We start from the raw sequence: 17,074 nt of genomic DNA, 5'->3' as shown, positions 1-17,074 counted from the left end.
CATGTTCGTCCTCGACGACCTCCTCATCCGACCGCTCGTCGGCATCGTCGACACCATTCACACGCTCGCGCTCGACGAACTGTACGATATCGAGGAGATCGAAGACGATCTCAAGGAAAATCAGTTGCTGTACGAACTCGGCGAACGGTCGGAGACGGAGTACGAACAACGCAAGGACGAACTCGAGACGGAACTCGAAATCGCCCGCGACGTTCACGAAGAGCTCGCAAGCGGCCGCGTGGAGGTAAAAAAATGAGCGACGATCCACCCGACCGACCGACCGACGGACCGGCCGACGACCAGCCCGAGGAGCCGTCCACGATCGGTGGGTGGCTCTCGAACCTGCTCGCTGCACTCGAGGGAATAGAGGAGGGGTCCCGATCCGATCGGCGGCGATCCGGTCGGACGGCGCTCGACTACTCCGTCGCCGTTCGGTCCGGTCTCGACGACCTCGAGGAAAGCGAGAACCGTCCGTCCAGAGACGACTTCGAGCGTCGACGACCGGACAGCGATCGTCCGGGAACCCGCCGGAAACGAACGACGGCCAGTCAGTACCACGTCACCACGAGGACCCGCGAGGACGAACTACTCGTCACCGCGGATCTCGGAGAGATCGATCCCGACGACGTCGTCGTCGGCTACGACGACACGGAACTCGTCGTCGGCGTCGAAGATCGCGCACTCGAGCGTGTTCACGTTCCCTGGACAGCGTCGACGGCGGAGGCCACCTTCCACAACGGGATTCTCACCGTCACCGTCGAACCGGAGGCGGGTCGCCATGAGTGACGAGCCGGCCGGCCTCGAGTCGATTCTCGAGGATGCGAACGCGCGTCTGTCGGCGGTCGACGACTACCTCGAGAACGTCGAGAGCCTCGATTCGATTGCCGACGAACTCGAGTCCGACGAGCTCGAGGACCTCCGCGACACCGTCGACGTGCTCGTCTCCCTCGTCGACGAACTCGAGGACGCCCTCGAGGCGATCGACCTCGCCGAGCTCCCGGAGGCCGTCGACGGCGACGAGTTGCTCGCGGCGATCGACGCCGGCGAGATCCCCGACGCACTCGGAGAGGGTGACGCGAGCGACGTCATCGAAATCAGGCAGGTCATCCAGGCGATCGATCTGGTAGAGACCTGGAACGCCGCGAACGTCTCCGAGCTGTGGGACGCCAAAGATGATCTCGAGGAGACGACCGACGAGCTGGTCGACGAAACCGACGACGACAGCATGCTCGGAGAAGCGGCCGAGACCGTCGCGGACGACGACTCGCTCGTAGGCGACGAGGACGAGGAGCTGATCGAGGGCGACGTTACGGACGCGGCCACAGACGAGTTCGGCTCGTTCGACCTCGGCGGTGACTCGATCGGAATGGACGCCGCAGAGACGGAGGCTTACCAGACCATGATCCAGACGAAAGCGATGACCGGCATCGAGGAGTTCCGCGAGGCGTTGTTATACACTCACGAGACGTTCCAGAAGCTCTACGAGTACAACCGGGAACGGACGCGTCGGAAAGATACGAGCACGAACTCCCGGAATCCGACGGCGGTCTCGACGATGGCAACCGGCCGGGCCGACGTCGGCAGTACCGCCCGATCATCGACGGTGCCACGGGAGGTGAAGGGCTCGACGGCACCCGGTTTCGACCGGATCTACGGCCGACGGTTCGAGCGCGAACTCGAGAAACGACGCGGCGGCGACGGGGGTGAGTCAGATGGTGGATGAGTTCCAGCCGAGCAGACAGAAAGCCGACCTCGCGGAGGTCGTCGAGATGTTACTCGACAAAGGCGTCGTCATCAACGCCGACATCGCCGTCTCCATCGGCGATACGCAACTGCTTGGCGTTCAGGTCCGAGCTGCCATCGCCTCCTTCGAGACGGCAGCGAAGTACGGTCTCGAGTTCCCGGAGGGAACGGACATGCGACGCGTCGCCGACGCCGTCGACGATCCGGCACTCGCCGAGACCGAGCGACCGAGGGTCCCGGTCGACCCCACCCGAGGCGTCAACGTCACCGCCACAGACGACGGCTCGACGCACGACGAGTCCGCCGACGATGCGTCCGCAGAGAGCGTGCGAACAGAATCGGACTCGAGAGACGACGGCGGCGGGATCGGCGAGTCGCTGACGGATCTCCGGGACGACGATGAATCGGACGAGAACGCGACCGACGGGTCGACGGAGGAACCATGACGACGATCGACGTCGGCGACGGCGGTGCAGACGGCGTCGTCGCTCTCGTCGTCACCGTCGTCGAGCTGCTCGTCGACGCCTTAGAACGTGAGGCCGTCCGCCGGATGGAGGCGGGATCGCTCTCGGAGGCCGAGATCGAACGCCTCGGTCGCCAGCTCGCATCGATCGAGGACGAACTCGAGGCGATGAAACGCGACCAGGGGATCGAAGACGACGTCGCGACGCTCCGTGAGGACCTCGACGGGCTGGTCGCGGACGCGATCGAACGCCTCGATAGGGACCGACGGGAGCCAGGAGAGTCCGTCCTCGGGGGTGAGAAGCGGTGAGCCGCGGCGATCCGGCCGGGACGGACCGAAGCGACGGTCCCCCCGAGTTCGAGGAGGGGCGATACCTCTACTGTGTCGTCCGAGCAGACGAGACGGACGCGAGCCTCGAGACGACCGGAATCGACGACGAGGCAGTTTCGGTCGTCGTCGATGACGGGATCGGTGCCGTCGTCCACGCCTGCGACGAGCTCTACGATTCGGCCGACCTCGAGCGGATCCGCCGGTGGGTCGTCCGCCACCAGTCGGTCGTCGACGACGCCGCGGACGCTTTCGGCACCCCGTTGCCGTTCCAGTTCGACACGATCGTCCGCGGCGACGACGAGGTCGTCCGGACGTGGCTCCGGGACGAACGGGAGGGGATCGTCGCGGCGCTCGACGCGCTCGCCGACCACTGGGAGTACCGGATCGAGGTCGTCCGCACCGATCCGATCGACGAGGCGACGCTGCTCGAGCGCGACGACCGACTCTCGGAGCTACGCGAACGGATCGACGACGCGGACGACGGGACGGCGTTCCTGCTCGAGAAGCAGTTCGACGACCGGATACGGGAACGACGGCGAGCCCGACGCGATGCGGTCTCGACCGACCTTCGCGAGCGCCTCGAGCCGCATGCCCGCGAGGTTCGTGAACTCGAGCGAACGGCGAGTACGAGGGTTGCAGGCGGCGACGCCGCGGCCGACGGGAGCACGGACGACGGCGAGACGGTCTGTCGGATGACGCTTCTGGCGACCGAGGACGAAGCGGGAGAGATCGGCGCGTTGCTTGACGACGTCGCGGCCGAACCCGGTCGCGAGGTCCGGTTTACGGGACCGTGGCCGCCGTACACGTTCGCACCCGAACTGGGCAGCGAGGACGACCCGAGAGACGGACGTGGAACCGACGAATACCGATGAAACCGGAAAAAGACGAGGACGCGATCGTCGACGTGCTGGACGTGGTGTTGCGAGACGGGGCCGTCGTCCGTGCGGACGTGATCGTCTCCGTCGCCGAGATCCCGCTGGTCGGCATCAAGCTCACGGCGGTGATCGCCGGCATGGAGACGATGACCGAGTACGGGTTGTTCGAGGAGTGGGACACGGATCGACGAGCGGCCGCGGTAGCCAGGCGACAGTACGGCTCCCGAAACGACAAGCGCGAGACGAGCCAGGATCGGGCGGATACGATCGAGCGGTGAACGAGACGTTGCGTCACGTCGCGTCGTGTCGTGTCTCGGCGACGGACCGGTCCGAGTCAGGCAAACCGTGGGCGCTCTTTGGTTACCACCACGTCCCCGGTAACGGTTTCCTCGTCGTCCTCCCGGTAGATGTACGTTCCAGTTCCATCACAGAGCGTACACGTGTAGGTTTCGCTGACTTCGTTTATCATCTCACCATCTTCGAAGTAGACGCGGCTCTGAGTGATTTGCAGGAACTGGGCAGTTTCACAGTTCGTGCACTCGATCATGGCAGGACAGTCCCCGTATCCGGACGTAGTTATCCGGCTTGTAACCCGGGCCGAAACCGCTCTATGGCGGTATTAACGACCCGATTCTCCGAGGTCGGCCGGTACGGGATACGAGCCAGAGCCCATCGACCGTCCCGATTCGCGTAATGGATCGGATACGGTCGGTTACTGCCGACCTACGGTCGACGATCTGCCGTCTGCGTCGACCGCGTCGGTTCGCGTGACAGTTCGTCCTCACGAAACCGTCGTCCGGTCCGTAGTTGAGTGCTATACGTCCGTACGCAGCGGTTTGTAGGGTTGTCTGGACGCTAACGGTCGATCCGACGGTCCATAACAAAGGGCGAGTCTCGTCACACATCCACGTGCGGGGTCACAGCCCCGTCGGGTGCACGCTCGGCCCCTGACCACGACACGCTCACCGGCTGATTGCCGTGCGTTCGTGCCCGGATCGCTCGAAGATGGACTCGCCCCCCGCTTCGAGTGCGCTCATGTCTCTCACGCCAGGGCGGGGCTCCCACCCCCCGCCCGGTACCGCGTCGCGAACCGTTCTGACGTCTCCGATACCGTATCTTCAAGAGACGTGACTTACATCCCTCGGGTATGCGCCTCGAGGAGTACTGGGGGGTCGGCCCGAAGACCCGGGAGACGCTCGAAGCCGAACTCGGGACCCAGCAGGCGGTGGCGGCGATCGAGAACGGCGACGTCCGGGCGCTGACGGACGCGGGGATTCCACGCGGCCGCGCGACGCGCATTCTCCGGCGGGCGATCGGCGACGACGGGGTGGACCGTCTCGCGACGAGCGACGCCCGCGACGCGTACAAGGACGTACTCGAGTTGCTCGTCGAGCACGCGGTCACCGAGCGTGCGGCCGATCGGGTCCGCGTGCTCACGCCGCTTGAGAGCCGGGAGGCGATGACCGAACGTCTCGATGCCGTTCTCGACGCCCGCGACGTCTGGGTTTCGCTCGCAGACGGCGACCGCGAGGCCGTCCTCGCGGCCTACGAACGCTACGACGACCGCGAGGGAAGCGAACGCGCCGCCGTCGAGGCCACTCTCGCCCTGCAGGAGGCTGGCGTCGAGGGCGGGCCGTTCGAGGCGGTCGCCGATCTCGAACGCGAGACGCTCGAGGACGCGGCGAGCGCGCTGTCAGCACTCGCGGACGGTCGGGTTCGTGAGGGGGCGGACGAGAAACTCGATCGGCTCCGGGAGACGCTGGAGACGATCGAGGATCTGGACGCGAACGCCCGCGAGTTGATCGACGACCTCCACGCCGGCGGTGCTCGGGACGTCTCCCGGTTCCGGGAGGCGTTCGAGGATCGTCTCGTGAACGACACCGACGTCACGATCGACCGAGTCCGCGAGGCGATGGCGGCCGATCCCGTCGACGCGACCGACTTCGTCCGAACCACGCTCCGGAACCTGCAGTCTGACCTCCGGTCGGCGATCGACGAGCGCGAGCAGACGGTCGCGAGCGACCTCGAGGCGACGATCGACGACGCACGCGAGGAGATCGACCGTGCCGTCTCGGCCGTCGACGAGACCGCACTCGTGGTGTCGCTCGCCCGGTTCGCCCTCGCGTACGACTGTACGCGGCCGACCTACCTCGAGGGTGACCGGGAGGCGATCGCCGTCCGGAACGCCCGCAACCTCGCACTCGCCGCTCGCGGTGACCTCACGGTTCAGCCAGTGACCTACGCGCTCGGCGATCACGGCCTCGCAGGCGGCGAACAGAAACAGATGCCTGGCGAAGAACGCGTCGCCGTCCTGACGGGGGCAAACAGCGGCGGGAAGACGACGCTGCTCGAGACGTTGTGTCAGGTCGTCCTGCTGGCCTCGATGGGGCTTCCCGTCCCCGCCGACCGCGCCGAGGTGACGCCAGTCGAGCGGATCGTCTTTCACCGGCGTCACGCAAGCTTCAACGCGGGCGTACTCGAGTCGACGCTGCGAGCGATCGTGCCGCCGCTTGCCGACGGCGGGCGAACCCTGATGCTCGTCGACGAGTTCGAGGCGATCACCGAGCCGGGCAGCGCCGCCGACTTGCTCCACGGACTCGTCCGGCTCACCGTCGACCGGGACGCACTCGGCGTGTTCGTCACCCACCTGGCCGACGACCTCGAGCCGCTCCCGCCGACGGCTCGCGTCGACGGCATCTTCGCCGAGGGACTCGATCCCGACCTCGAGCTGCAGGTCGACTACCAGCCTCGCTTTGGCACCGTCGGCCGCTCGACGCCCGAGTTTATCGTCTCGCGACTGCTCGCGAACGCGAGCGACCGGACCGAACGGGCCGGCTTCGAGACGCTCGCTGAGGCCGTCGGACAGGAGACCGTCCAGCGAACGCTCGCCGACGCCCGCTGAGGCCGTCGGACAGGAGACCGTCCAGCGAACGCTCGCCGACGCCCGCTGGCAACGATAGGTCCGTTACCTCGAGCGATCGTCGGGTGTGTCGTCGCCCTCCTTGGCGCACGTCTCGTCGTCGCTGGACGGTCCTCGCCGGTAGGTGTAGACGTGTCCGTGCTCGTCCTCGCACACCCGTGCCTCGAGGTACGCCGTCGCCGCCTGTCGCCGGATCGCGCCCATCTCACACAGGTCAGACAGCGTCGTCTTGATCGCTCGGAACCAGGCGCGGACCTCGTGGTCGCGTCCGCCCGGTTCGACCGGGACGATCGCACCACGGTCTCGATCCCGTTTTCGGTCGCTGTCGCGGCCGTCGCCCCACTCGAGCCAGCAGACCCGATACGGCGTGAGGGCGACGTCGGGAGAGACGAGATACAGCGCCTCGTACGTACAGGGGTCGAGGTGGCACGCGAGGACGCACTCGAGAGAGACGCCGACGGCGAGCGGATCGACGTCGACCGCGCCGTCGGCCAGCGGCGCGTCGGCTGACAGCGCGGTCACAAGCGAGAGTCTCTCGCCACCCCAGTGGCTGTAGTGGACGTCGTACCGGGCGTCGGGTCGCCGGTAGGCGACGAGGGCTCTACGTCCCATCTGCTCGCAGATCACGTGGCGGTGCGATCGATCGCAGTCGCGGTCGTACTGGCGTATCGAGTTTCATCGGCGAGACTGGGCCGCCGTTCGTACTTGAACCTACGCCGACCGACGGTCACCGGTATCGGATCCAGCGCTCGAGCAGTCGTTCGCGGACGACGAGCAGGCAGGGCAGGACGACGACGCAGGCGACGAACGCGAAGACGATGCTCAGCCCCGTCACCAGGCCGAACCGCTGCAGCGGCGGGGCCAGTGCGAGCGCGAGGACGCCGAAGCCGGCCGCCGTCGTCGCGGCGCTGCCGAGCAACGCGCCGCCGGTGCCCGTGACGGTGGCAGTTATCGCTTCTCCGAGGTCGTCGCTCGCGTCGGCGTCGGTTCTCGAATGCTCCCGATCGGACCGTTCGGCGACGAAGCGCTCGCCGAGGTGGATGCTGTAGTCGACGCCGAGCCCGATCGCGAGGCTCGTGATCACTGCGGTCTCGCTGTTGAAGGGCACCTCGAGTATCGCCATCGTCCCGAGCAGCCAGGCGAGCGCTGCGACGACCGGTGCGAGCGTGACGACGCCGAGCGAGAGCGACCGGTGGCGCACCCAGTACAGCACGGTCAGGAACCCGAGGATGACCACGAGCGTCACGGCGAAGGCCTGCACGAGCGTCTCGAGTAAGGCGTCCTGGACGACGGCGGTCGTCACGGGACCGCCGGTCGCGACCGCGGTCACGGAGCCGCCGTCCTCGATCGCCCCGGCGAGGTCGCGGCTGTCGTCTGCGACGTCCTGGGCGGCGGCGTCGCCGCGGACGTCGACGAGCAGGCGGGCCGTCTCGTAGTCGCCGTCGTCGGTCCGGTAGAGGGCCTCCTCGGCGCGGTCCGGATCGACCTCGAAGAGGCGGTCGTAGAAGCCGGCGACGTCCTCGTCTGGCAGGTCGTTGCCCGTCGCGTCCCGATCCTCGAGGGCGGCCGCGACGGTCTCGTTGTCGGCGGCGACCTCGCGGATCACGGTGTGTGGCCCCTCGATGGCGGGGTCGCCGTCCGGTCCGACGAGGATCGTGCCGTCACCGTCGACGTCGGCCGTCGCGTCGTCGATCGCCGCGAGCGTGTCGGGGTCGGTCACGTCCCCGCGTATCAGTATCTGGGTCTGGCTGTCCGCGTCGCGGAAGTTCTCGCCGATGTACTCCGCGTCGTCGGCGATCGTGTACGTCTCGGGAGCAAGCGGGCCGGGCAGGGACTGTGCCCAGTCGGGTGCGTCCTCGGGCAGGAAGTCGGCCTCGTTGAACTCCGTGTCGATGCCGGTCGCGCCGTAGGCCCCACCGATCGCGAGCACCAGGGCGACGGCGACCACTGCGAGCGGTGCCCGGCGGGCCACGCTCGCTACGCCACGCAGCGCGCGGTTGGCGGCGCCCGTGTCGACGCCGAACGGCGACTTCGCGCGGTCGCGACCGACGCGGTTCTCGAGGACGCCGTCGACCTCGACTTTGAGCGCAGGGACGAACACGCCGAAGGCGACGAACGTCGCGACGATGCCACCGGCGCTCAGGACCGCGAAGTCCTGGATCGCCGGTAGCGGGCTGACGACGTTCGAGAGAAAGCCGACGCTGGTCGAGACCGTCGCCGCCCCGAGCGCGAGGACGACGCCGCCCAGACCGAGTCCCATCCCCGCGGCGACGCCGACGGTTCCGCCGTCGGTCGATTCGCCCTCGATCGCCGAGAGCACGCCCGCCCGGGCCTCCCGGTATCGCATCACCACGTGCAACGCGTAGTCGATCGAGAGCCCGATCAACAGGAACGGAACCGCGATGAGCAACTGGCTCATCGGGATCTCGAGCCAGCCCATGATTCCAGCGAGCCAGGCCATCACGACGCCGATGCCGACCAGCCCGATGAGGACGTCGACGACGTCGCGATAGGTGACCGCGAGGACGACGAGGACGAGCACGAGCGCGACGGGCGTGATGATCGCGAAGCTGTCGCCGACGGCGTTCGCCGACGCCTCGTCACTGATCCCCTGGCCGAAGACGAAGGCGTCGTCGAAGCGCTCCTCGACCAGCGCGTCGATCTCGACCTGGGCGTCGTATGCCGCCTGTGGGTCGTCGTCGGGACCGCTGTCGTCGACCTGAAAGAGAAGGGCGATCCGGGACTCGGCGGTCGTCGAACCGGGGTCGTAGTCGGTCGGCAGGAACTCGTAGGCGTCCTCGCTCTCGTCGGCGTCGGGATCGAGGACGTCGGCGAGTAGCTCCTCGAACTCGCTCTCGGTCAGGCCCTCGAGGTACTCGATCTGTTCCTCGAGCGACGGTTCGTCCGCCTCTTCGGCGGCCTCGAACTCGGCCTCGAGATCCTCGGCACGCTGCTGGAGGTCCTCGCCCCACGCCTCGAGCTCGTCCGCGCGCTCCTCGAGGTCGTCGGCTCGCTCGCCGAAGGCCTCGCGTGCCTCGCCGAGTTCCCCGGCGTCGCTCGCGAGTTCGCGGGAGCGGTCGTCGATGCGTTCGCTGCGTTCTTCGATCTCCTGAGCGCGTTCGTCCAGCTCCTGGCCGCGTTGTTCGAGGTCTTCGAACTCGTCCTCGAGGACGCCTGCGACCCCGCGCTCGATCGCGTCCTCGGCCGGCGGATCCCCGCCGCCCTCGGTCGTCAGCTCGCGGACCTCGGTGCCGACGGCCTCGAACGCCTCGCGTTGCTGTGGATCGAGGTCAGCCTCGGCGGCCGCGTCGGTCCAGGTCTGCTCGATCGCCTCGTCGATCGCCTCGCGTTCGGTCTCGGCGTCGGCCTCGTCGTAGGCCGTCTGCAACTCGACGGTCTCGTGTAACGCTGCCGACAGCGTCTCGACGCGTTCCTCGAGGTCGGCCCGGTCGGCCTCGAGCTGTGTGCGGTCCTCCGCGAGCCGGTCGGCGTCGCGTTCGAGGCGATCGCTCGAGCGCTCCAGTGCGGCCTCACGGGACGCGATCTCTGCTTCCTGCTCGTCGAGTTCGTCTGCCGTCTCGTTCAGCGCTTCGAAATCGTCCTCGAGCGTTTCGGCGGTCTCGTTGAACGCCTCGAACTCCGCCTCGAGTTCCGCGGCGGATTCGTTCAGCTCCTCGAACTGCTCGCCTCTGATCCCGGCGGTCGCGACGGCGTTCTCGAAGGCGAGAAAGCCCTCGTCCTCGAGAGTCGCGTTCAGGGCCGGATCGTCACGGACGTCTTGCTGGAGGGACAGCCCCTCGAGCAACGACGCCCGGGTGAGGACGTCGCCATCTTCCTCGCGGACGACCAGCTGGGCGACCACGGCGTCGTCGGTGCCGTAGGTCGCTTCGATCTCCTCGAGCGCGTCGGTCTCGGGGGAGTCGGTCTCGAACTCGCCGATGCCGGCGTCTTCGGTCTCGCCGACCGCCGCGCCAGCGGCGACGACGAGCGTGACGATCAACACGGCGACGACGACGAGACGACTGTGTGAGACGATCGCGTTCGCGTATCGTTCGACACGGTCACCGGTCACGGACGACTCACCGTCCGTCTCCGTCTCGAGAACGGGCTGATACTATCGGCTGTAACTGTGTAACGATTCTCGCCACCCCGTGGCGGTGAGAATCTGTCACGACGTACAGCCGGCAGTATGACGGCCATCACCTGCGACTCGGGGATATGCGCCAATATGCCTTTGTAACGGCTGTACGATAGGTTCTCGCGCCCGAACGACAGCCGTTCTGATCGAACAGTCCGGACGGTCGCACCCTCGAGCGGGAGAGTGATCTCCGGGACAGTCGATAGCAGGTGTCAGACGGTCCACAACGCTTATTCGAGCAGGGCCAGGTGTACTACTTAATGGCCGGACTAGACGACGTGTTCGAAGACCTTCTGTCGGACGCCGACGTCGTTGCGCTTTTCTCGCCGAGCAGTTCGTTTCACGAGCGAGTCGCCGAGACCGACGACCTCGAGGTGGTCGTCGTCGGCACCGAGAACGCGGTCGGGGCCGATACCTTCGTCGAGCTCCCGATCGAGTTCACCGACGTCACCGACCGAGTGCGGTTCGCACTCGAGGGCGGACTCGACAACGGCGTGATCGACGACGGCGACGTCCTCGCCTGTGCGATCGGCGTCTTCGGCGACGAGATCGACACGGTCTCGCGGGTGCGAGCCGACGCCGACGAACAGACCGGCATCTACAACCTGTTCGCCAGATCTCGGGCGGAGCCGGACGTGATCAAGGCCGTCCTCGAGCTGGCGATCGAGCTCGGTCAGAAGGGCCAGAAGGGCAAACCCGTCGGCGCGTTGTTCGTCGTCGGCGACGCCGGGAAGGTGATGAACAAGTCCCGGCCGCTGTCGTACAACCCCTTCGAGAAGTCCCACGTCCACGTCGGGGATCCGATCGTCAACGTCATGCTCAAGGAGTTCTCCCGGCTCGACGGCGCGTTCGTCATCTCGGATTCGGGCAAGATCGTCTCCGCCTACCGCTATCTCGAGCCCTCCGCGGAGGGTGTCGACATCCCGAAGGGACTCGGCGCGAGACACATGGCCGGCGGGGCGATCACCCGGGACACGAACGCGACGGCGATCGTCCTCTCAGAAAGCGACGGATTGGTACGGGCGTTCAAGGGCGGAGAACTCGTTCTCGAGGTCGACCCGGAGGAGTACTGATATGGTAGAGTGGCAGACGCTCATCGACGAGCCGGCGGTCATCGCGGCGATCGTGCTCCTGTTGGGGTTCGTCGTCGGCTACCTCGTCGGTCGGCTCAACGAGGAACTGCTCGCCGCCGCTGGCGTTCCCGACGCCGTCGAGGGAACCCCGTTCGAACGGACCGCCCAGTCACTCGGCACGTCGACCGTCGAGATCGTCGCCCGATTGAGTTCGTGGTTTATTTACGGGATCGCCATCCTCACCGCCGTCCACATCGCCCGGCTCATCGACACCGACGCGTTCTGGCTGCAGCTTACCGCGTTCATCCCGCAGGTCTTCATCGCCGTGCTCGTGCTCATCGTCGGTTTCATCATCGCCGACAAGGCCGAACTGGTCGTCAGCGAGTACCTCCGGAGCGTCAAACTGCCCGAGGTCTCGGTCGTTCCGAAAGTCGTCAAGTACTCGGTGTTGTACGTCACCTTCCTCATCGCGCTCGCACAGGTCGGCGTCCAGGTGCTCGCACTCGTCATCCTGCTGACGGTGTACGCCGCCGGCGTCGTCTTCGTCGGTGGATACGCCTTCAAGGACTTTCTCGTCTCGAGTGCAGTCGGCATCTACCTGCTGCTCGAGCAGCCCTACAGCATCGGCGACCGGATCCGGATCGGCGACCGGACGGGGATCGTCCAGGAGGTCGACCTCTTCGTGACGAAAATCGAGTCCGACTCCGAGGAGTACATCGTCCCGAACCGGGAGGTTTTCGAAGAGGGGATCGTCCGGATCAGGGACTGACTCGTGTCGTCGGTCACACCGTGTGTCTCCCCGTCCGATTCGATAGTCGAGAGACGGAGTATCAGACCGCGAGGACGGTGTCGACGACGAGCATGAGTGCGAAGCCGGCGACGAACGTCGCCGTGGCAGTGTCGGCGTAGCCGTGGCCGTGACTCGAGGGGACCAGTTCCCGGAAGACGACGGCGATCATCGCGCCCGCGGCGAAGCCGGCGGCGGCCGGGAAGAGCCCGGTGACGAGGGCGACCAGCGAGAAGCCGACGGCGGCGGCGATCGGCTCCGGGAGGCCGCCGGACAGCGTCGTGTAAAGCAGCGTCTTCGGCCACGAGACGCCGGCCCGATCCGCCGGGACGGCCATCGCGAACCCGTCGGGGACGTTCTGGACGGCAATCGCCGTCGCGATGAGGAATCCAAGCCCCGCCTCGCCGCTTCCGAAGGCGATGCCGACAGCGAGTCCCTCGGGGACGTTGTGGATCGTCACTGCCGCACCGACTAAAAGTGCCCGCCGGAGGTCGTCGTCCGGAGGCGTCGTCCCGCTGGCCTCGAGCGCCGCAGTTCCCTCGAGGCGGTCGGCCCGGAACCGGAGGTGAACGTGTGGCAGGAGTGCGTTCGTCGCGAGCAGGAACGCGCCGCCGACGAGGACGCCGGCGACGACCTCCCAGGCGGAGCCGAGCTCGAGCCCGGGCACCACGAGCGCGAACACCGCCGCGCCGACCATGATGCCGGCGGCGAGCCCGATCGCGCCGTCGTAGACGCGGTGGCTGACCCGGTCGGTGACCAGGGTCGGCAACGCGCCGAGTCCGGTCGCACAGCCGGCGAGCGCGGCGACGACCACCGTCTCGCCCAGCGTCGGCATACGGTCGGGTTCGGACTCGAGGGATAAAGCTTCGGCTGCGAGACGCACTCGGTGAACGACGGCCTCGAGGCGAGGCGGGCGCGAGTCGCCAGTCTGCCGCTGCCAGCACAGTTATTGGCACGTCCTGTAAACGACGTCCCGTTCGATGGTCGCCATACGTGCAGACGGGCTCGCGAAAGCCTACGGGTCCGTCGACGCGCTGGTCGAGCTGAGTTTCGAGGTAGCACGTGGGGAGCTCTTTGGCTTTCTCGGCCCGAACGGGGCCGGGAAGACGACGACGATCCGGGTGCTGACGGGACAGATCCGACCCGACAGCGGGACGGCGACGGTGCTGGATACCGATCCGGTCGCCGAGCCGATCGAGACCCGCCGTCGCGTCGGCATCCTCCCCGAGCAGGGGACGCCGCCGAGCTTTCTCACCCCGCGGGAGTACTTCGCGTTCGTCGGGACGGTCCGTGACCTCCCCACCGAGACGGTTCGCGAACGGACCGAACGGTGGGCAGCCCGGCTCGGGTTCGCGAGCAAACTCGAGACGTTACACACCGATCTCTCGCGGGGGCAACAACAGAAGGTGATGATCACGGCCGCGTTCCTCCACGAACCCGAGGCCGTCTTCATCGACGAGCCGCTCGCGAACCTCGATCCGCTCGTCCAGGAGCAGGTCAAGGAGTTCCTCCGGGAGTACGCCGAGGCGGGCAACGCCGTCGTCGTCTCGACGCACAACATCGACGTCGCCGAGGAGATCTGCACCCGGGTCGGCATCGTCGCCGACGGCCGGCTGGTCGCCGAACGCGACCTCGCGGAGGGGCGCGAGGAGCCGCTGCTCGAGACGTTTCTCTCCCACGTCGACGGGACGACGCGGGACGTCCCGGAGGCCGTCGTCGAATGAGCCGCCGGACCGACTGGACGGTGTTCGCCGCGCTGGTTCGCGAGGAGTGGCGACTCCACGCGCGGCTGTTCGGCGGCCGGCGCTTTCTCGGGTTTCCCGTCCTGATCGCGGCCTTCGTGGCGGGGGCGGCGGCCGCACTCGCGGCGACCGGGACGGAAACGGAGCGGGTCGTCGCCGGCCTCCACGCGTTCGCGCTCGCCTTCGGCCTCTACAGCGGGACGGCCGGCTTCGCCGGCTCGGACATGCTCGAGAACGTCTTCGGGGAGCTCACGCTGGTGCTCTCGAGTGCGGCGACGCTGCCGCTGTCCCGGCGGTGGCTGCTCGGGGCCTTCCTCCTGAAAGACGCCGCCTACTACGGCGTCCTGTTCGTGTTGCCGATGGCGGTCGGGATCGTCCCGCTGGTCGGGCTCTCGGCGACGACGCCGGTCGTGGTTGGGACGCTGTGGGCCTCGCTCGTGCTGTCGTTCGTCGCCGGGATGGCCGTCACCGTCGCGGGCATCGCATTGCGAACGCGTGGCGTGCCGGCGTGGGCGATCGGAGCGGCCCTGGGCGGTGTCGTGTCCCTCGCGTGGCTGGCCGGCTACGGCGGGACCCTCTGGCGCATCTTCGTGAGCGACGACGGCGGTATCACCTCGGCACTCGCGCTCGCCGTCGGCACGGTCGCCGTCGGCGCACTCTCGCTGCGGGTGTACGACCCGACCTACAGCGAGCCGACCCGGACCGCGAGCGACCGGTTCGGCCGACTCGAGGACGCCCTGCCCGTCGGGGCGGACGGACTCGTCGCGAAGACGCTGCTGGACCTGGCCCGCTCTTCGGGTGGCGTGCTCAAGCCGTTCGTCTCGGCGGCCATCCTGCTCGCGCTGGTCGCCTTCCTCGTTGGCGTCGTCGACGCGATCACGGGCGTCGCGCCCGCGCCGGGGATCTTCTTCGGCGGCGTGCTCGGGCTCTGTGCGTTCACGACCTACAACTGGCTGACCCAGTTCGACTCGCTCGAGGCCTACCGCATCCACCCCGTCACCCTCGAGGCCGTCTTCGACGCCAAACGCACCGCCTTCGTGCTGGTCGGCGCGCCGACGATGGCCCTGCCCTACCTCGTCGCCGTCGTCTGGTTCGACGCGACCGCCCTCGACGCGGCCGTCGGCGCGGTCGTGCTCGCGGGCTACTCGCTGTACTACTACGGGCTGACCGTCTTCATCGCCGGCTTCTCGCCGAACGAGTTCCTGTTCGACACGCTCCGATTCGGCGCGTTCACCGTCGGCGTCGCCGTCCCGCTCGTGCCGACGCTCGTCGCTGGCTTCGTCGTCGTCCCGCCCACCCTGCCGGTCGCCGGCGCGCTCGCCGTGGCCGGGCTGGCGGTCGGTGCGGTCGGGGTCGTCCTCTCGAGTCGGGCCGGCCCGCGCTGGGGTCGCCGGTATCGACGCGAGTGAGGAGAATCGACAGGTCGAATAGCCTCGAGCGACCGCCTCTACCCGATGACGCGGACGATCCTGGTCGCCGGGACGGCGAGTCACGTCGGCAAGTCGACGATCGCGGCCGGCCTCTGTCGGCTGCTTGCCGACCGGGGCGTCGACGTCGCTCCCTACAAGGCCCAGAACATGAGCAACAACGCGCGGGTGGTCGCCCGGGCCGACGAGGGTGGCGACGGCGACGACGGCGACGACGGCGACGCCTGGGGCGAGATCGGCGTCTCCCAGTTCGTCCAGGCCCGCGCGGCGGGGGTCACGCCGACGACCGACGCCAATCCCGTCTTGCTCAAACCACGCGGCGACGGCGAGAGCCAGTTCGTTCTCCAGGGGCGGGCGATCGACCACTTTCCCGCTGGCGAGTACTACGAGCGCCACTGGGAGCGCGCTCGAGCAGCCGCCGAACGGTCCCACCGGCGACTCGCACGCGATCACGACGTGATAATTGCCGAGGGTGCGGGCAGCATCGCCGAGATCAACCTCCACGAGCGAGACCTCGCGAACGTCGAGACCGCCCGCTTTGGCGACGCCGAGATCCTCCTGCTGGTGGACATCGAACGCGGCGGTGCCTTCGCCAGCCTCTATGGCACGATCGAACTGCTCCCCGAGGACCTCCGCGAGCGAATCGTCGGCGCGGTCGTCACGAAGTTCCGGGGCGACCCGTCCCTGCTCGAGCCCGGCATCGACGAGATCGAGGCCAGGACGGGCGTGCCGATCCTCGGCGTGGTCCCCTACGACGATCCGGGACTGCCCGAGGAAGACAGCGTGTCGTTGCCGGCGACCGACCAGCGCCGCGTCGACGGCGACGACGACGGGATCGACCCCGCACACAGCGTCACGATCGCCGTCCCGCGCCTGCCCCGGCTCTCGAACGCGACCGACCTCGAGGCACTCGCCGCCGTGGCGGGCGTGCGGGTCGCCTACGTTCCCGTCGACGGAGACGTGGACGAGCCACTGGCCGAGGCCGACGCCGTCGTCCTGCCGGGGACGAAAAACACCGTCGACGACCTGCTCGCGCTCCGTGCGGCGGGCTTTGCGGACGCCCTCGAGCGCTTCGACGGCCCCGTCGTCGGGATCTGTGGCGGCTACCAGCTGCTGGGCGAGCGGATCACGAACGCCGCCCTCGAGGGGACCGGCGACCGCGAGGTCGTCCCCGGCTTCGGGCTGTTGCCCGTCGAGACCGCGTTCGGCGAGGAGAAACGCCTCGAGCAGGTGACCGTCGAGGTCTCGGGCGCGGGGCCGATCGCGGGTGCGCGCGGGACCGTCTCGGGCTACGAGATCCACGCCGGCCGCACCCGCGTGCTCGCGGACCTCCCGTCGCCGCTGGATCCCGACAGCGCCGTTCGTGAAACCGTGCTGGGGACGTACCTCCACGGCCTGTTCGACGAGGATCCCGTCCGCGAGGCGTTTCTCGACTGCGTCTACCGGGAGGCGGGCCGAGAGCGCCCGCCCACCGACGACGTCGGCGAGGCCACGTCGCCGTACGACCGCGCCGCCTCGCTCGTTCGTGACCACGTCGACCTCGAGGCACTCGGCGAGCCGTTCCTATAACGCGAGG

Annotated in this window: 17 protein-coding genes; 13 read left to right on the top strand and 4 right to left on the bottom strand. The window is 68.0% G+C overall.

Features of this window, described 5'->3' with window-relative positions; all coding sequences use genetic code 11:
* Position 1 precedes the first annotated feature (1 nt).
* Genes gvpF through gvpM form a run of 7 tightly spaced genes read left to right on the top strand, consistent with a single transcriptional unit; the run spans position 2 to position 3,689 of the window.
* Entirely contained in the window at positions 2-256 is a 255-nt protein-coding gene (gene gvpF, locus QQ977_RS02335) for a gas vesicle protein GvpF (protein WP_285927309.1), read from the top strand.
* Complete coding sequence (locus QQ977_RS02330; protein WP_285927308.1) at positions 253-786, top strand: gas vesicle protein GvpH; 534 nt, start codon at positions 253-255, stop codon at positions 784-786. The genes gvpF and QQ977_RS02330 overlap by 4 nt, the downstream gene beginning before the upstream one ends.
* Positions 779-1,723 carry a hypothetical protein gene (locus QQ977_RS02325; RefSeq protein WP_285927307.1) on the top strand — a complete coding sequence of 315 codons (945 nt, stop codon included), beginning with the start codon at positions 779-781 and terminating at the stop codon, positions 1,721-1,723. Before QQ977_RS02330 ends, QQ977_RS02325 begins: the two co-directional genes overlap by 8 nt.
* The gene (gvpJ, locus tag QQ977_RS02320) at positions 1,713-2,189 is read left to right on the top strand and encodes a gas vesicle protein GvpJ (RefSeq protein WP_285927306.1); all 477 of its coding nucleotides are present in this window, start codon (positions 1,713-1,715) and stop codon (positions 2,187-2,189) included. Before QQ977_RS02325 ends, gvpJ begins: the two co-directional genes overlap by 11 nt.
* Positions 2,186-2,515, top strand: a complete 330-nt coding sequence (gene gvpK / locus QQ977_RS02315) for a gas vesicle protein GvpK (protein WP_285927305.1) — start codon at positions 2,186-2,188, stop codon at positions 2,513-2,515. Before gvpJ ends, gvpK begins: the two co-directional genes overlap by 4 nt.
* Positions 2,512-3,408, top strand: coding sequence for a gas vesicle protein GvpL (gene gvpL / locus QQ977_RS02310; protein WP_285927304.1), 897 nt, complete (start codon positions 2,512-2,514; stop codon positions 3,406-3,408). The genes gvpK and gvpL overlap by 4 nt, the downstream gene beginning before the upstream one ends.
* Complete coding sequence (gene gvpM, locus QQ977_RS02305) at positions 3,405-3,689, top strand: gas vesicle protein GvpM (RefSeq protein WP_285927303.1); 285 nt, start codon at positions 3,405-3,407, stop codon at positions 3,687-3,689. Before gvpL ends, gvpM begins: the two co-directional genes overlap by 4 nt.
* Before the next feature lie 56 nt (positions 3,690-3,745).
* On the opposite strand, the gene QQ977_RS02300 is transcribed toward gvpM, so the two are convergent.
* Entirely contained in the window at positions 3,746-3,958 is a 213-nt protein-coding gene (locus tag QQ977_RS02300; protein WP_285927301.1) for a hypothetical protein, read from the bottom strand.
* Positions 3,959-4,558: 600 nt separating this feature from the next.
* Here QQ977_RS02300 and QQ977_RS02295 point away from each other — a divergent pair.
* On the top strand, positions 4,559-6,313 hold the full coding sequence (locus QQ977_RS02295) for a MutS-related protein (protein ID WP_285927300.1): 1,755 nt from the start codon (positions 4,559-4,561) through the stop codon (positions 6,311-6,313).
* 63 nt (positions 6,314-6,376) lie between these two features.
* Here QQ977_RS02295 and QQ977_RS02290 read toward each other — a convergent pair whose 3' ends face one another.
* A complete protein-coding gene (locus tag QQ977_RS02290; RefSeq protein WP_285927299.1) occupies positions 6,377-6,943 on the bottom strand; it encodes a DUF6735 family protein in 567 nt (188 codons plus the stop codon).
* Positions 6,944-7,058: 115 nt separating this feature from the next.
* On the bottom strand, positions 7,059-10,403 hold the full coding sequence (locus tag QQ977_RS02285; protein WP_285927298.1) for an MMPL family transporter: 3,345 nt from the start codon (positions 10,401-10,403) through the stop codon (positions 7,059-7,061).
* Between the two features lie 326 nt (positions 10,404-10,729).
* On the opposite strand from QQ977_RS02285, the gene dacZ reads away from it, so the two are divergent.
* Both dacZ and QQ977_RS02275 read left to right on the top strand, forming a co-directional pair.
* Positions 10,730-11,542: a diadenylate cyclase DacZ gene (dacZ, locus tag QQ977_RS02280; RefSeq protein WP_285927297.1), complete on the top strand. Its 813-nt coding sequence runs from the start codon at positions 10,730-10,732 to the stop codon at positions 11,540-11,542.
* A 1-nt stretch (position 11,543) separates the two neighbouring features.
* The gene (locus QQ977_RS02275; protein ID WP_285927296.1) at positions 11,544-12,311 is read left to right on the top strand and encodes a mechanosensitive ion channel domain-containing protein; all 768 of its coding nucleotides are present in this window, start codon (positions 11,544-11,546) and stop codon (positions 12,309-12,311) included.
* Between the two features lie 61 nt (positions 12,312-12,372).
* Here QQ977_RS02275 and QQ977_RS02270 read toward each other — a convergent pair whose 3' ends face one another.
* Complete coding sequence (locus tag QQ977_RS02270) at positions 12,373-13,164, bottom strand: ZIP family metal transporter (RefSeq protein ID WP_285927295.1); 792 nt, start codon at positions 13,162-13,164, stop codon at positions 12,373-12,375.
* Positions 13,165-13,309: 145 nt separating this feature from the next.
* On the opposite strand from QQ977_RS02270, the gene QQ977_RS02265 reads away from it, so the two are divergent.
* The 3 genes from QQ977_RS02265 to QQ977_RS02255 are packed head-to-tail and all read left to right on the top strand — an operon-like array spanning position 13,310 to position 17,067.
* On the top strand, positions 13,310-14,053 hold the full coding sequence (locus QQ977_RS02265; protein WP_285927294.1) for an ABC transporter ATP-binding protein: 744 nt from the start codon (positions 13,310-13,312) through the stop codon (positions 14,051-14,053).
* Positions 14,050-15,480 (top strand): hypothetical protein, encoded by a 1,431-nt coding sequence (locus QQ977_RS02260; protein WP_285927293.1) that lies wholly within the window; start codon positions 14,050-14,052, stop codon positions 15,478-15,480. Before QQ977_RS02265 ends, QQ977_RS02260 begins: the two co-directional genes overlap by 4 nt.
* A gap of 45 nt (positions 15,481-15,525) precedes the next feature.
* Complete coding sequence (locus QQ977_RS02255) at positions 15,526-17,067, top strand: cobyric acid synthase (RefSeq protein WP_285927292.1); 1,542 nt, start codon at positions 15,526-15,528, stop codon at positions 17,065-17,067.
* Positions 17,068-17,074 lie beyond the last annotated feature (7 nt).

It is taken from the genome of Natrialbaceae archaeon AArc-T1-2, assembly GCF_030273315.1.
GTDB lineage: Archaea > Halobacteriota > Halobacteria > Halobacteriales > Natrialbaceae > Tc-Br11-E2g1.
Note: the sequence above shows the minus strand (reverse complement) of the source record. Positions and strands in the feature narration are given on the sequence as shown.